The organism is Mycobacterium genavense ATCC 51234, from assembly GCF_000526915.1.
Taxonomy (GTDB): domain Bacteria; phylum Actinomycetota; class Actinomycetes; order Mycobacteriales; family Mycobacteriaceae; genus Mycobacterium; species Mycobacterium genavense.
Genome location: NZ_JAGZ01000001.1, coordinates 263,634 through 277,819 on the forward strand (window position 1 = coordinate 263,634; position 14,186 = coordinate 277,819).

The 14,186-nt window shown below is 65.5% G+C and carries 15 protein-coding genes and 6 pseudogenes; 7 read left to right on the plus strand and 14 right to left on the minus strand.

Annotated elements, in window-relative coordinates; genetic code table 11:
• The first annotated feature begins 12 nt into the window (after positions 1 to 12).
• On the plus strand, positions 13 to 153 hold the full coding sequence (locus tag T428_RS33430) for a hypothetical protein (protein ID WP_211243877.1): 141 nt from the start codon (positions 13 to 15) through the stop codon (positions 151 to 153).
• 11 nt (positions 154 to 164) lie between these two features.
• Here T428_RS33430 and T428_RS33875 read toward each other — a convergent pair whose 3' ends face one another.
• The 3 genes and pseudogenes from T428_RS33875 to T428_RS35600 all read right to left on the minus strand — a co-directional run bounded on the left by T428_RS33875 (position 165) and on the right by T428_RS35600 (position 1,784).
• Positions 165 to 881, minus strand: a complete 717-nt coding sequence (locus tag T428_RS33875; RefSeq protein WP_342666141.1) for a GMC family oxidoreductase — start codon at positions 879 to 881, stop codon at positions 165 to 167.
• A gap of 12 nt (positions 882 to 893) precedes the next feature.
• Positions 894 to 1,517: pseudogene (locus T428_RS33880) on the minus strand (GMC family oxidoreductase); the annotation flags it as partial.
• A 12-nt stretch (positions 1,518 to 1,529) separates the two neighbouring features.
• Positions 1,530 to 1,784 (minus strand): lycopene cyclase family protein, encoded by a 255-nt coding sequence (locus T428_RS35600; protein ID WP_211243879.1) that lies wholly within the window; start codon positions 1,782 to 1,784, stop codon positions 1,530 to 1,532.
• Positions 1,785 to 1,912: 128 nt separating this feature from the next.
• On the opposite strand from T428_RS35600, the gene T428_RS30850 reads away from it, so the two are divergent.
• A complete protein-coding gene (locus tag T428_RS30850; RefSeq protein ID WP_025735032.1) occupies positions 1,913 to 2,524 on the plus strand; it encodes a TetR/AcrR family transcriptional regulator in 612 nt (203 codons plus the stop codon).
• A 9-nt stretch (positions 2,525 to 2,533) separates the two neighbouring features.
• On the opposite strand, the gene T428_RS0101215 is transcribed toward T428_RS30850, so the two are convergent.
• The 6 genes and pseudogenes from T428_RS0101215 to T428_RS35225 form a co-directional block, all read right to left on the minus strand.
• Positions 2,534 to 3,388 carry a GNAT family N-acetyltransferase gene (locus T428_RS0101215; RefSeq protein WP_025735033.1) on the minus strand — a complete coding sequence of 285 codons (855 nt, stop codon included), beginning with the start codon at positions 3,386 to 3,388 and terminating at the stop codon, positions 2,534 to 2,536.
• 148 nt (positions 3,389 to 3,536) lie between these two features.
• Entirely contained in the window at positions 3,537 to 3,857 is a 321-nt protein-coding gene (locus tag T428_RS33885) for a hypothetical protein (RefSeq protein ID WP_245604692.1), read from the minus strand.
• A 226-nt stretch (positions 3,858 to 4,083) separates the two neighbouring features.
• Positions 4,084 to 4,591: pseudogene (locus tag T428_RS24935) on the minus strand (DUF2505 domain-containing protein).
• 84 nt (positions 4,592 to 4,675) lie between these two features.
• The gene (locus T428_RS0101230; RefSeq protein WP_025735034.1) at positions 4,676 to 5,434 is read right to left on the minus strand and encodes a sensor domain-containing protein; all 759 of its coding nucleotides are present in this window, start codon (positions 5,432 to 5,434) and stop codon (positions 4,676 to 4,678) included.
• A 166-nt stretch (positions 5,435 to 5,600) separates the two neighbouring features.
• Positions 5,601 to 5,810: a sensor domain-containing protein gene (locus T428_RS35220; protein ID WP_051465087.1), complete on the minus strand. Its 210-nt coding sequence runs from the start codon at positions 5,808 to 5,810 to the stop codon at positions 5,601 to 5,603.
• 1 nt (position 5,811) lies between these two features.
• Entirely contained in the window at positions 5,812 to 6,309 is a 498-nt protein-coding gene (locus T428_RS35225) for a sensor domain-containing protein (RefSeq protein WP_051465088.1), read from the minus strand.
• A gap of 140 nt (positions 6,310 to 6,449) precedes the next feature.
• Here T428_RS35225 and T428_RS0101240 point away from each other — a divergent pair, with 140 nt between their 5' ends.
• Positions 6,450 to 6,821 (plus strand): bleomycin resistance protein, encoded by a 372-nt coding sequence (locus T428_RS0101240; protein ID WP_025735035.1) that lies wholly within the window; start codon positions 6,450 to 6,452, stop codon positions 6,819 to 6,821.
• Positions 6,822 to 6,830: 9 nt separating this feature from the next.
• Here T428_RS0101240 and T428_RS0101245 read toward each other — a convergent pair whose 3' ends face one another.
• Positions 6,831 to 7,220 (minus strand): DoxX family protein, encoded by a 390-nt coding sequence (locus T428_RS0101245; protein ID WP_025735036.1) that lies wholly within the window; start codon positions 7,218 to 7,220, stop codon positions 6,831 to 6,833.
• Positions 7,221 to 7,261: 41 nt separating this feature from the next.
• Positions 7,262 to 8,393 (minus strand): annotated as a pseudogene (locus T428_RS24945) (NDMA-dependent alcohol dehydrogenase).
• 146 nt (positions 8,394 to 8,539) lie between these two features.
• On the opposite strand from T428_RS24945, the pseudogene T428_RS24950 reads away from it, so the two are divergent.
• Positions 8,540 to 9,715: pseudogene (locus tag T428_RS24950) on the plus strand (thiolase family protein).
• Between the two features lie 101 nt (positions 9,716 to 9,816).
• Here T428_RS24950 and T428_RS0101260 read toward each other — a convergent pair.
• Positions 9,817 to 10,374, minus strand: coding sequence for a hypothetical protein (locus T428_RS0101260; RefSeq protein WP_025735037.1), 558 nt, complete (start codon positions 10,372 to 10,374; stop codon positions 9,817 to 9,819).
• A gap of 188 nt (positions 10,375 to 10,562) precedes the next feature.
• Between T428_RS0101260 and T428_RS0101265 the strand changes: the two genes are divergently transcribed.
• Both T428_RS0101265 and T428_RS24955 read left to right on the plus strand, forming a co-directional pair.
• Entirely contained in the window at positions 10,563 to 11,291 is a 729-nt protein-coding gene (locus T428_RS0101265) for a 3'(2'),5'-bisphosphate nucleotidase CysQ (protein WP_025735038.1), read from the plus strand.
• 62 nt (positions 11,292 to 11,353) lie between these two features.
• On the plus strand, positions 11,354 to 11,989 hold the full coding sequence (locus tag T428_RS24955) for a DUF6226 family protein (RefSeq protein WP_156942815.1): 636 nt from the start codon (positions 11,354 to 11,356) through the stop codon (positions 11,987 to 11,989).
• A gap of 97 nt (positions 11,990 to 12,086) precedes the next feature.
• On the opposite strand, the pseudogene T428_RS33895 reads toward T428_RS24955, so the two are convergent.
• A pseudogene (locus T428_RS33895) lies at positions 12,087 to 12,440 on the minus strand (hypothetical protein); the annotation flags it as partial.
• A pseudogene (locus tag T428_RS24960) lies at positions 12,416 to 13,358 on the minus strand (SDR family oxidoreductase); the annotation flags it as partial. The pseudogenes T428_RS33895 and T428_RS24960, both read right to left, overlap by 25 nt.
• Before the next feature lie 57 nt (positions 13,359 to 13,415).
• Here T428_RS24960 and T428_RS0101285 point away from each other — a divergent pair.
• Entirely contained in the window at positions 13,416 to 14,144 is a 729-nt protein-coding gene (locus tag T428_RS0101285) for an SHOCT domain-containing protein (protein WP_025735040.1), read from the plus strand.
• The last annotated feature ends 42 nt before the right edge of the window (positions 14,145 to 14,186 follow it).

Sequence of the window (14,186 nt, forward strand, 5' to 3'; positions counted from 1 at the left end):
GTTGGCGCGGGCGTGAACTTCATGCTCGGCGCGGCGGTGCTGCACACCCATACCCTCGACTTACCCGTTGCCCTGACGGCGATCGTTTTCGTGATCGGGCTGTTCATCATTCCATTGGCGCCCGAGACACACGGCGAGATGCTGCCGCAGTAGGGAAGTCGTCGTCAGCAACGAGTATCGGATTTGGGGTGCCGGGAATTCTTGATCAGGTCGGCGCCTTTTTCAGCGATCATGACCGTTGCCGCATTGGTGTTGCCGCTGATGATTGCGGGCATCACCGACGCGTCAACGACCCGAAGCCCGTCGATACCACGAACTTTGAGGTCGGGATCGACGACGGCTCGTTCGTCGACACCCATCGCGCAGGTGCCGACCGGGTGGTATTCGGTCTGCGACCACTTTCTCGCGTGAACGGCCAAACCGGCCTGGTCCGGGTTCGCCTCGGTGGGCAGGTTCAGTTCTTTGAGGAACTTGCGCAACGAGGGCTGCTGTGCGATCTCGATCGCTGCGCTGAGGCCGGCGATGACGTCGTGCACGTCGGCCGGGTCGGAGAAGTAGGCCGGGTGGATGCGAGGAGGCGCCAGTGGATCGGCAGAGCCCAGCCAGAGCCGGCCCCGGCTCCGGGGGCGGGGCACCGCGGCGTTCATGGTGAAGTTGGGCAGTGGCGGGGCGAAGTGCCCATGGTCGACGAATGACGTTGGCCCACCGATGAATTGAACATTCGGGATGCCGTCACCGATGGTGGAGAGAAACCCGCCCACCTCGGCGCCGTTGGATGCGAACGGACCACCGTGCCGGCTTTGCCAGAGCGCAAAATTTTCCGGGCTGGCCAGCTCCAGCAGGTCGGTCGAGCCCTGAGTCGCCCAGACGATCGGGGTCATCGTGTGATCGTGCAGATTTCCCCCGACGCCCGGCAGGTCCGAAACGACATCGATGCCCAGTGCGCGCAGCGGCCCGGACGGACCGATGCCCGACAGCAGCAACAGTTGCGGGGAGTTGATTGTCCCGCCGGCCAGAATCACCTCGGATCCGGCATGCGCGGCGACTTCCGTGCCATCGTGCACGTAGGCCACCCCGGTGGCGCGGGTGCCGTCCAGCAGGATCCGGGTCGCCTGGGCGTTGACTCGCACGGTGAGGTTGGGTCGATCCAGCGCCGGTCTCAGATAGCCGTCGGCGCCCGACCATCGCCGGCCCTCGTGGCAGCTGACTTGGTAAGCGCCAGAACCGATCTGGGCGGCGCCGCTGAAGTCGTCGGTGTTCGCCAAGCCCCATTCACCGGCCGCGCTGACCCAGTTGTGCGACAGCTCGTGGGTGAACATCCGGTCCTCGACGTGCAGGGGGCCGCTCTGCCCATGCAGCGATTCGCCAAGGCGGCTGTTGTTCTCGGCTTTGACGAAGTAGGGCAGCACGCTGTCGTAATCCCAACCAAGGCAGCCGCGTTCGCTCCACCCGTCGAAGTCGGAGCGGTCGCCGCGGATGTAGACCATCAGGTTGATCGACGACGAACCACCCAGCGTCTTGCCGCGCGGCTAGGTCATCGATCCCTGGTAATTCGTCTGCGGTTCGAGGCGATAATCCCAGTCGACCTCGGTTCCGAACAGGGAACTGAAGATCGCCGGGACCCGAATGGCGTCCGCGGTGTCCTCGGGGCCCGCCTCGAGCAAGAGCACTTGAACCGACGGGTCTTCGGACAGCCGATTGGCCAGCACGCAACCCGCGCTGCCGGCACCGACGATGACGTAGTCAAACGAATTATCGGGCGGAGCTTGCCGTGAAGAGGTCATGCGCCGAACGTACCGTTATCTGGAGGCAAGTGCAATCAGATGGTGACTGCCCTCACGTTGCATGGAGGAAAGAGCGCGGGTTGACCTACGCTTTGCATCATGGGACGCGTGCCATCAGAAGGCTTTGAATGAGGGATTACGACGGCAAGACCGCGGCGGAACGGGTCGCCGAGCGCCGCGCTCGATTGGTCGATGCGGGCATCGAGCTGTTTGGCGAGCATGGTTATGCCAGCACCTCAATCCGCGCGGTGCTGCGACAGGCCGAACTGCGCGATCGTTACTTCGGCGAGAGCTTTGCCGATCTGGACGCGCTGCTGGCGGCCGCCTACGACCAACTCATCGACGAGGAAGTCAGGGCTGCCCGCGTCGCGATCGCCGCCACCGCCGGAGGCTCCGAAGGTGCGCGCGCGATGATCGATGCAATCAGCCGCGGGCTGGACGGCAACCCCGGCCACGCGCGCATCAAGCTTCGCGAAGTGTTCTCCGGGGGGCCGACGGTTGCGGGGCAACGCCAAGAAGGACTGCGCAAGCTGGCCCAGCTCGTCGCCGACTTGTTGCCGGCGGTGGACGGCGTCGATGACCGAACGCGACTGTTGCTCGGCGTCGGGGTGGTAGCCGCCGCCGACGCCTACCTGCTCGCTTGGCTGGATGGGGAATTGGACGTCACGCGCGAAGAGGTGGTCGACCTGGTGACCCAGGTGTTCGACTCGGTGGCGGCCGGAATGACGGTCAGCACTTAGGGTTAGCCGTCAATAGCCAATCGACGCCAAGAAGGATCCGCGGGGCTCCTGGTAGTACCCCAGCGACATCATGTTCAGCATGTAGACGATGCGCAAGCCGCGGTCGAAACACCACCGCAGCAGGTCGGCGTTGCGCAACGGAACAAGGAATCCATTCCAGGAGAACTCGTCCGCGGCGGCGATCAACGCCATCAGGTCTTCGTTGCTCACGGCAACCGAGTGGCCGGTGAACCCGACATCGGTGGTATATCCGGTGATCTGGCCGTCGCGTTCGACGACCTTGGCGGACCCGTGTGCGATCGCATCGCGCAGCTCGCCGCTCCGGTCGTGGCCGTGCACCTGCAAACAGAGCTTGTCGCAGTCGGCCAAGTCCGCTTCGTGGGCCGCGCGCACGTCAAATCCGCTGATCTGCATCGACAATGGCTTGCCCTGAATCACCGCCAGCGGTTCGCGGGTCTGAAACCCGAGCTTGGTGTAGAGGCTCATCGAACGGTTGTGATACGTGACCTGCACGAGTCGTACACCCAGCGCCTGCCGCTCGGCGCTTCGGTCCAGCGCGGCCTGCATCAAGGCGCGACCGACGCGGCTGTCCTGAACGTCGGTGGCCACGCTGACCGGGCCCACCGCGAAGATCGCCGACCGTTCGTCGAGAAAATTGCTGCCCACGACCCGGCCATCGGAGTCGGCGACGACGCTGAAGTATCCGAGGTGCGCCTGCAACGTGTTGACGAGATCGTGAGCATGTTGCACCGAGGGGAAATCGGACGGAAAGTTGTGCCGGGCGGCGATCGCGTTGAAGGCTTTGTAGCAGATCCGCGCGCACTCGTCGGTGTCCGCCTGCGTCATGGTGCGTATGCGGGTCATCTGGTGTTCCTTCGTCCGTCGCCTGCACTAACGACGAAGCCTACCTAGTTGACCGGCGGCTAAACACCCTGCGGCTGAAAGGCTTACGCTTCCACGAAGGAGCCGCTGTCTTTCACTGGATGCGAAACCGAAAGGGGGAGCATCATGTTCAACCGCCGATCACGAAGCAGCGACCACCGCTGGTGACGAGCAGGACCTCTTGCACCGCGGACTTGTCGATCGTCGGGAACTCGAAACGGTGCGCTTGTTGGCCTGCCTCGATCGCGGCATCTTGGAACTCGGTGGTGCCGTCCTTCTTGCGGACCACCGCCGTGACCTTGTCGGGCTTCGACAGATTCTGCGGCTCATGGAAGTACCAGACTTCGATCCCGGCCCCGGCCGAATTGGCTTGCCAGCCATCGGAGAGTAGCACGCCGGGTTGCCCTCGGCGTCCGGCGGCGGCGGTGTGCAGATCGACAATCCGATGCATTCCAGCGGTGCGCTAGTCGTCCCCGCCGGTACGACGCTCGTGGTCGGAGAAGCGGCCGTGCTGTAATTCGCCGGCGGTTTCGCCGAACCCGATGTGGTCGGGCCCGCTGCCTGGTGCGAGCCGCACGCCGCGACGGCGATGCCCAGCGCCATTATTGGTGCGGCGTACCGGCTACGAAGCATCGTTTTGGGCTTCCGGTTTGGGAATCGGCGCTGGTTGCCAAGCGCTAAGGGTGTTCGGCGATCCAGCTGGTGGTGAAGCGCTGCACCGCCGGGATGCTCTCGGACAAACCCGCGCCGAGAGTCTTCTCCAGCTTGCCGCCCACCAACGGGATTTTGACGTGCACCTTGATCGCGAATCGCAACTGCGTGCCGTCGCCGGAGGGCTCCATCCGCGCCTCCGCCCGGGCGCCGCCGACCCCGGGTGAGGTCGAGACGTTGACCTGTCCAAGGACGTGGCCGTCTCCGTTCGGTTTCCATGTCTCCTCATGCACGAGTTTCAGCTCGCCGGGCGCGAATTTGGCAACCGGGCCGGGTAACAGCTGGCGACCCACGTGCTGAGTTACCCGCACCGTCAGCCTGCCGTCGGGGTCGACATTCAGCGAACCCAGCGTGGTGGTCGCCGGCGTCCCCCAGCGCGATGCGCGCCAGCCAATATTCCTCCCGACTGAACGCCGAATAAATCTGTTCGACGCTGGCAGTCGATTCGGTCGAGACGTCGAAATTACGCGGCATAGCAACCCATTCTTACCAAAGTCGCGGGCGTCGTCTCGGGCTTGCCCGATTCGCCTGAACGCCAAGGGAGCCGGCATGAGAGTGCTACTGCTTGTCGACCTTGCCGGCGATCTGTTTGGCGACGCTGATGCCCGCGTCCGCCGGATCCTTGCGGCAGGCCTCGGTGTCGATCACAACGTTGTTGCGTACCGTCAGAGCCCGTTGGCAGGTCTGGGAAATGGTGTCGCTGCCCTTGCCCAGGGTCACGCTCACGACGGTGCTCAGTATCCCGTTCGCGTTGGAAACCGGTCCCGTCTTCCACTGAATGTCCGGGCCGTCCGGCTCGCCGCTGGGAACGGTCTCCTGGTGGTTCACGCAGGCCGGCCATCGCTGGGCCGACGTGTTGAAGAAAGCGTTGGTCTGGTCGGCGGAGGGAAATAACACCACAAACTGGGTCACGTCGGGGTTGGGATCATTCGAACTCGGGGGAATGGGCGCAAGGTCGCGCTCACCGTGCATTGCGGTGTTGCCGCTGCCGGTGTAAATGGGTGTCAGCGCCTCGCCGGTGATGTAGACACAATCGCCGGGGAACTTGTAATTTTTGGGAAACACCTCGGCGCTTATGTCCTCTTGCAGCGCGTCGAACGTCTTGTCGACCTTCGAACCCGTGACACCCAGCACGCTGTCGACATCGCCCGGCGTGAGCAGCAGGCTCGGCAGTGCCGCCTGCGCCAGCGGTGGCTTGGACGATGTCGTGGTGGTCGTGGTCGACGACGAAGCGGTGCCGCTCCCGTTGCTGCCGCCGCAGGCAGCGACCAGTATTCCGGTAGTGGCGACGGCTACGGCGACTGCAAATTGGCGCATCGTTTCGTGCCTTCCTGCTCGAGGCGGCTCGACAGCGTTTCGCGCATCCTGCGCGTGGGCTATTGAGAGGTTGTTTGCGGATGGAGCATACGACAGCGGCGAGGGTCCCGGGGCGTTTGCGAGAAGCCCAGCGAGAGCTGCCGAATTCGTGCGGACGGCGCGACGCCTACTGTTTGCCGACTTTGCCGGCGATCCGATTGGTGACGTCGACGCCCACGTCACCGGGGTTCGGCCGGCAGCCGACGACATCGATCGCGACGTTGTTGCGTACGGTCAGCACCCGCTGACAGGTCTTGACGATGTTCTCGCCGTTCCTGGTGAGGCTGACGGAAACGGGAGCGCTCAGAATTCCGTTGGCATTCGAAACCGGTTTCACCTTACCATTGGAAGCCCGGAGACTTCGGGCCGTCGGGAACCGTGCCTTCGCGGTTGGCGCAGGCAGGCCAGCGCTGGGCGGAGGTGTCGAAGAAGGAACTCGCCTGCTGGGCGGACGAAAACATCACCACATATTGGTTGACGTCAGGCCTGGAATCACTTGACTTCGACCCTCCGCGCGCCGGCGGTGCGGAAATCCGCTCGCCGTATGCCGAGGTGCTCCCGCTGTTCGCGTATACCGGCGCGAGGGCAGGACCGGTGGCGTACAGCCATTCTTCCGGGAATCTGAAGCCGCTGGGGCCGGCTCCGGCGGTTTGGTCTTCTTGCATCGAGTCGGACAGTTTGTCGATCCTCGAGCCGGTGATTCCCAGGATGGTGTCGACTTCGGCCGGGCCGAGCATGAGATCCTGCAGCGCGCCGGCGCGAGCGCCTGTTTTGTGGAAGTCGAGGACGGTGGCCTTGACAATGTGGTGCCGGTGCCGCCGCCGTTGCTGTCGCATGCCGCCATCACCAGCGCGGGAGCCGCGACCGCGACGAAGGCTGGTAGCTGACTCATCGTTGAGCGCCTTCCTGCTGGAGTCGCCTCGGGTGGAGCATACGACAGCATTCGTCCGGTACCGGGCAACTGACAGACTGTGGTGTGCCCGAAAGCGATTTCGCCTGGGTCGCCCCGATCATCCCCGTCAGAGATCTCGACGTCGCGTTGGATCGCTATCGCCGACTGGGGTTCGATGCCCGTGGCTACGAAGGACCCGAGCGGTACGGCTTTGTCGACCGCGGCTCGGTGTCGATGCATATCAGCGAGTGGGCCGAACACGATCCGCTGCGCACCGCGGCCAGCGTGTACCTCTATATCAGCGACGCCGACGCCCTCTACGCGGAATGGGCGGCGCTGCAAGATCTCGATGGCCGCTTGCTGCAACCAATCGATACACCTTACGGCTTAAGGGAATTCGCCTACGTCGATCCCGACGGCACCGTGCATCGCGTGGGTTCGCCGCTGCAGCGTTGACGTCGCGGGCTAGCTGTTGCGCATGATCTTCAACGCCGTGGTGATCATCGGAAGCTGCAGCGGCAGCCGGGCGAAGGCGGCGAGGCGCATCGGCCACGGCTTGTTCCACCACAACCGGCACATGTTGACGTTGGCGGGGAAGACCCCGATGAACAACAGGATGGCCGCCAGCGCGGCGAACCGCCGGGTGTGCCGCGGTACCAGCAAGGCGCCGGTGGCTATCTCCGCGACGCCCGACGCGTAGGTGTAGAAGCGCGGGTCGCCCGGCAGTTCGACCGGGACGATCGTGTTGAACGGCTTGGGAGCGAGGAAGTGCACGGTGCCGATACCCATCAGCATTGCCGCGATTCGGTATGCGGCGGTCTGGGCGTCACGCTGGGCTGCGGGGGTGGTGGTCATGGAGTCATTGTGTCGTGTGCGCCGATGCGAGCTTGACCGGGTTAGGCGCGGTCGGCGTCGGTGAACCGGATCACGCCCGCGGATGTTGCGGTCCTCGAGCATGTCGCGATAGCCGTCGTTGATCTCTTCGAGGCGGTATTCGCGGGTCACCATGTCGTCGAAGTTGATCTGACCGAGCTGGTAGAGCTCGAGGATCGCCGGGATGTCGTGTTGCGGGTTGCCTCCGCCGAAAATGCTGCCCTGCAAGCTTTTCTGCAGCAGCGATAGTCCCGCGAGGTTGAGGGTCACGTCGGTGTCCAGCACGCCGCTCATCGCGGTCAGGCAGCAGACTCCGCCCTTGGCGGTCAGGCCCATCCAGGATTCGACCTCGCTGCCCTCGGTGCGGCCGACGGTGACGATGACCTTGTGGCACATGAAGCCGCGGGTGACCTCGGCGATGCGGCCGAAGGCGTCGGCGACATCGGTGAAAGTCGCGGTGGCGCCGCACTTCAACGCCTGCTCGCGCTTCCACTCGAACGGATCGACGGCGAATATCCTTCGGGCCCCGGCGATTCGGGCGCCCTGCACGGCGGCAACGCCCACGCCGCCGATCCCGATCACCGCGACGTCTTCGCCGGGTTTGACCGCCGCGCTGCGCACCGCGGCGCCAAAGCCGGTGGTCACCCCACAGCCCACCAGGCAAGCGACTTCGAACGGGATCGACGGGTCGACCTTGACCACCGAGGTGTGATGCACGACGACATAGGGCGCGAAGGTGCCCAGCAGCGACATCGGCAGCACGTTGTGTCCCTTCGCTGTGACGCGAAGGGATTCGTCGGACACCGACTGGCCCGACAGTAGGCCCATCCCGAGGTCGCACAGGTTGCGCAGCCCGGTCTGGCACGGCTTGCATGTCCCGCAGGACGGAATGAACGACATCACCACGTGATCGCCGACGGCCAGATTCTCGACGCCCTCGCCGATCTCGGTGATGATCCCGGCGCCCTCGTGTCCGCCCAGCACCGGGAAGCTCGGGATGGGGAAGTCACCGGTCAACAAGTGTTGGTCGGAATGGCACAGGCCGGCCGTCTCCAGCTGGACGGTCACCTCACCGCGGCGCGGTTCGCCGATCTCGATCTCGTCGATCGACCACGGCTCGTTCAATTTCCAGAGCAGCGCACCTTTGGTCTTCAACGGTTGGCCTCCGTGTTTACCCGAAACGCTTAATTGTTAGCGCCGTCACAGACCCCGGCGTACCGAATTTAGACCATTACTATTGCCTATACAGTATTTGATACGATTCGCGTCGTCTGACCGCCCACCCCAGCGAGGTTGAGAATATGGGTACACCCGTCATCGTCGGAGCTGTCCGGACGGCCATCGGCCGCTCGTTCAAGGGGACGCTGGTCAACACGCCGCCGGAGACCCTGATCACCGCGGTGCTCCCGGAGGCGGTCCGCCGGTCCGGCGTCGACCCCTCGGACATCGATGACATCATCTTTGCCGAATCACATTACGGCGGTGGCGATTTGGCCCGTTACGCCGCCACCGCCACCGGTCTCGAGCACATCCCCAGCCAGTCGGTCAACCGGCACTGCGCGGGCAGCCTGACCGCCATCGGCAACGCGTCGGCCCAGATCGGCTCGGGTATGGAGCGGGTGCTGATCGCCGGCGGTGTGCAGTCGCTGTCGATGACGCCGCTGACGAACTGGCGCATCCCCGGGCCCGAGCTGCAGTTCGAGGAGCGGTGGATGCCGCCGACGCACGTCGAGACGCCGGATGCCCCCGCCAAGGACATGTCGATCACGGTGGGCTGAAACACCGCGCAGACCGTCGGCATCACCCGCGAGGAGATGGACGCCTGGGCGGCCCGCTCGCATCAGCGTGCCGTCGCGGCCCAGGACGCCGGCAAGTTCGCCGACGAGATCCTGCCGCTGAAGATCACCCAATTCGACGGCTCGGTCACCGAGTTCGCCGTCGACGAGCACCCGCGGCGCGACACCACCGTCGAGAAGCTCGCCGGCCTGAAGGTGTTGCACCCGGTGATCGAGGGCTTCTCGATCACCGCCGGCAACAGCAGCGGCACCAACGACGCCGCGGCGGCCGTCGCGCTGGTCGACAGCGACTACGCCAGGGCCAACAAGCTCAACGTGATGGGCACCGTCAAGGCCTGGGCCGCCGTGGGCGTGCCAGCCCGGGATTGCGGCCTGGGCGCGGTCAAGGTGATCGGAAAGGTGTTGCAGCGGGCCGGTTTGTCGCCGTCGGACGTGGCGCTGTGGGAGATCAACGAGGCGTTTGCGTCGGTGCCGATCGCGGCCTGCCGCGAGTACGGTCTGGGCGAGGAGAAGGTGAACTTCTCCGGTAGCGGCTGCAGCCTCGGCCACCCCATCGCCGCCTCGGGTGCGCGCATGGTCACCACGCTCGTCTACGAGCTGGCCCGCCGCGGTGGCGGCATCGGTGTCGCCGCGATGTGCGCCGGCGGTGGCCAGGGCGGCGCCGTCGTCGTCGAGGTCTAAGCGAGTTTCACTGCGCCGAACGTGTTCTGGTGGCTCGCCGAACGTGTTCTGGTGGCGGGATTTTGCCGAATTCTCCTCCATGAGAGCACGTTCGGCGGGTTCTAATTGCAGAACGTGTAGCCGATGAATTCGGTCTCGCGGGTGTCGCTGGGCGAGTAGTTGACGTAGTGCACCGCGGGCATCCCCTTGTACTGGGTGTCGATGCGCTGCGCGTTGGGCGGCGGGACACCTTGGGGGAAGGCCAGGATCATGTCGCTGAAGATCTTGAGGCCGACCACGCAGATGGCGTCCGCGCGCGGCTTCTGCGCATTCCACGCATGCACCACGACCGGTACCGTGACTTGGGTGCCTGTCGCGCAATTCGGATCGCACAGCTTGAAAACGGCGGTGCCGGTCCCGTCTGCGCCCTGCGGCCCCCACTCACTCCACGACATGTCTTGCAGCGCAACGGCAACGCTCGCGCAACCGAGGATATTGAGAGTCTTCGGGCGTGCGGTGGGCTGGACCGAAAGGTTGTAGCAACCCGGAATGGCGTAGCTGTCCGGGGGCGGTGGTTGGCTGGTGGACTGCGCCGCCGTGCTGTTATGGCCATGGCCCAGCTTCATTACGGCGGTGATCAGCACACCTACCAGCAGAAGGGCCACGGCGATGCCGATCACCGCTAGCCGCCCCCGTGGAATGTGCCGCAACCCGCCCGAGGGGGGGACGTTGGCGCTCACGTTCTCCAGGTTATGTCAGATGTCCGTGTCGGGGTGCCGGCCGCGTGAAGGATCTGGGCGTGGTAAATTTGGTCAACGCTACCAACATAGCGAAGTATTGAGTCTTCCGTGACGCGTTAGGAGTAACGATGAACGACCACGCCCTGGCGGCACGCCTGGCCACCGAAGCGGGGCAGCTGCTGCTCGGGGTGCGGCAGGAATTCGCCGACGCGGACGCGAGCGAGCGGAAAGCCGCGGGGGACAAGCGATCCCACGACTTTCTGATGCAAGCGCTCGGTGCCGAGCGCCCCCGGGACGCGGTGCTGTCCGAGGAGGGCGCCGACGACCCGGTGCGGTTGCGCTCGGAGCGGGTGTGGATCGTCGACCCGCTGGACGGCACGCGGGAATTCTCCGAGCTCGGGCGCGATGACTGGGCGGTGCATGTCGCGCTGTGGCAGGCCGGCGAGCTGGTCGCGGGTGCCGTGACGTTGCCGGCCCAGGGTGTCACGCTGGCGACTCCGGAGGTTGCCGCTCCTGCCGCCGCGCCGGCCACCCCGCGCATCGTGGTCTCGCGCACCCGGCCGCCGGCCATCGCGTTGGCGGTTCGCGACGCGCTGGACGGCACACTGGTGGAAATGGGTTCCGCCGGAGCCAAAGTCGCGTCCATCGTGCAGGGTTTGTCGGACGTCTACGTCCACGCCGGCGGACAGTTCGAGTGGGACTCGGCGGCTCCCGTGGCGGTGGCCCGCGCGGCTGGATTGCACACCTCCCGCATCGACGGGTCGGCGCTGCTCTACAACCAGGCCGATCCGAAGTTGCCGGACGTGGTGGTGTGCCGCCCCGAGCTTGCGCACGCGGTGCTCGCCGCCACCGGCTGACGCCGGATCGATCGGTGGCGCACGAGGAATTCGCTTGCGGCCCGCGTCGGCACCGTGCGACCGTGACAGCCAGCCATGGTCGAGTACATCCGCCCGCCCTGCAGATCCCGGACTTTCGCGACGAGTCCGGCACGGTCATTCGGTACGGCTCACGTTGGACGGGGTCGCCGCCCGACGATGCGTACTCGCGGGTGAGCAACCCGGCGCGGTTCGCGCCGCTGTGGAATATCGCCGAAGCCTTGATCGAGCACCTCCAAACGGCGTACCGGGTTGATATTGCGTCGCTCACCGAGTCGACACCGGGCACCACGAAGCTGATCGCCGTGACGTCACAACGGGCTGATGCGGCGCGACTGCTGTTCCGGTTCACCGACTTTCCCGGCGTCGAGATAGCTGCCGGCGTCGGCTACCGGGCCGCGTTCCCGTCCTGCGGGTGCGACGCCTGCGACGAGACCTGCGAGGGCGTGGCCGAGGCCATGGAGGTGCTGGTGTTTGCCGTGGCCGGTGGGCGGTTCACTGAGCACATCACGGCCGGTCCGACCGGCAAAGCCTCGATGCGATTCCGGGTCGAAAGTACCTCTGGGGCAGTCCAATCCGGTGCGATCCCTGATTGGGAGCCGGCACCCGCCGTGCGTGCCGACGCGGCGCGCTTGGCCCGGCTGCCGGGTGGTGTCTGGCAGCCCTGGGCGACCCGCTGACTATTGCGCGTCCGACCCAATACAGCACGGCACGCAATTGCGCTGTGGGCCCGGCATCGACGAAGTTCGTTGGTGTCAATGGATCTGGCCAATAGGGCTATTGCTGCCGGTTTCGCCTGCGGCGCCGACGGCCTTTCGCTTCTTCGATCCACTCCTTTTCGATCCGACCGATCTGCAGCGAAAGCTGCATCAGCGTCGGATTGTCGCAGTGGACTTCGTGAGCGGTGCGGAATTCGGCCGCTTCGCCGGTAGTAGGCAAATGCGGCCGCAATCCTTCGAACCACTCGTCGCCGACGACGTTGGGCGGCTCGTCGACGCGTGGTCCGCAGGACCACTGCCGGTAGGCATCGCGCGCGCCGGCCAACCCGCTGCGCCACTGTTGGATGGCTTCGCAGCGCTGCGAATGTATTTGGGTGCGTTGGTTGCCGGGTAGCTGACGCCGGTGAGCTGCTCGGAAATCTCCCACAGCCGCCGGCAGTCGTCGTCGTTGCGGGCCCGCGCGGGGGTGCGGGCCACTTTCACGCCGCCGCCGGCGAGTTCCATGAAGCCACGCGGACCGTAGAACTCGCCGCCCTCGGCCTGCGGCGTGGCCGCCGCGTACAGGGCGGGCAGGATGCCCTCGTCGATCTCCTGCCACAGGAACGGCGTGAAACGCCACGACGCCTTATACACGCGCTCCATCAGCGCCGGCTTTTCCCGACCGTGCGACGGCCCGCTGATTTGCAGATTCGTCTTGGTCAGGCCGGGGTGGGCGGCGTTAGAGACGATGCCCCAGCCGGCGGCGCGGCTGCGCCTGTCCAGCTCGCGAACGAACATCAGCACGGCGAGCTTCGACTGCCCGTAGGCCGACATCGGCGCGTAGGACTTTTCGAACTGTAGGTCGTCGAAGTGGATCTTGCCGCTTTGGCTGGCCCAGGCTGCTCAGCGACACGACGCGGGCCCGCTGCGCGGCGCGCAACAGCGGCAGCACATGCCCGGTCAGTGCGAAGTGCCCGAGATGGTTACTGCCGAACTGCAATTCGAAGCCGTCGGCGGTGGTGTCGCGTTCCGGTGGCGTCATCACCCCCGCGTTGTTGATCAGAATGTCGATCGGGCGGCCCTCGGCGTTGAGCTGCTCACCCAGCGCGGCGACCGAGGCCAGCGACGACAGGTCGAGGGATTTGATGGTCAGCTTCGCGTCGGGCACGCTGCGGCGGATCTCCCCGATCGCCGCCTCGCCCTTGGCCTGATTGCGGATCGCCATGACCACATCGGCGCCGGCCGCGGCGAGCCGTCGGGCCAGCCCGAAGCCCAGCTTGCTGTTGGCTCCGGTGATGACGACCAGCTTCCCGGACAGGTCTGGCGCGGCTGCGACGAGATCGTTGGACATGGCTATCAGTGGGCTCTTTCGGTGGCCCCGGGTCACTAGCGGTGACACACTCCGGGGATGTGGAGCAGACTGCCCGCCAGGATGTCCTTTGCCTCAGCCGTCGTCGTGACGATCATGTCGCTGGTAGGCATCGTCGTCGCCATCGTGCTCAACGTGTTTTTCTTGGACGACTACGACGCGTACGGCGAAATTCCGATCCCGGGATCGGCCAGCCTGCGGCTGCCCAAGGGCGAAGTCACCGTCAGTTTGCACACCGTCGTGATCGGCAGCCCCAACGGCGGCTTGCCGGTGCCGCCGCTTGGCATCACGATCAACCCGCCGGATGGCGTGGCGCAGCCGTCGATGACCGAAAGTATCGGCAGCACAACCATCGTCGACAATGACGCACACGTGCGGGTGTGGGTGGCGCAGATCCCCGCCGACGGTATCTACAACATCACCACCGACGGCCAGGTCAACGGATACATTCAGCCCCGGCTGGCCTTCGGCCACTCCAGCTCGTACGGATTCCTGATCTGGCTGTTCGTCGGCACATTCGTCACGGGCCTGGCCGCCTCGATCGTGGCCTGGCGGTGGTTGCGGGGCACGCGGCGCAAGGCGGCCGCGGCCTACTTGCAGGGCGCCACACCGGTTATCAGTGTCGCGACACCTCAGCAGCCCTCCGAGCCCACCGACGAGGTCGTGCGCCTGGAGAGGCTGAAAACGCTGGCGGCGCTGCGGGATTCGGGGGCCTTGAGCGAGGAGGAGTTCCAGGCCGAAAAGCGGCGGATCCTCGACGGGCACTAGCTTTGGTTGTCGCGAGCGTAAGCGGCTGCGAATTTCGTGGCC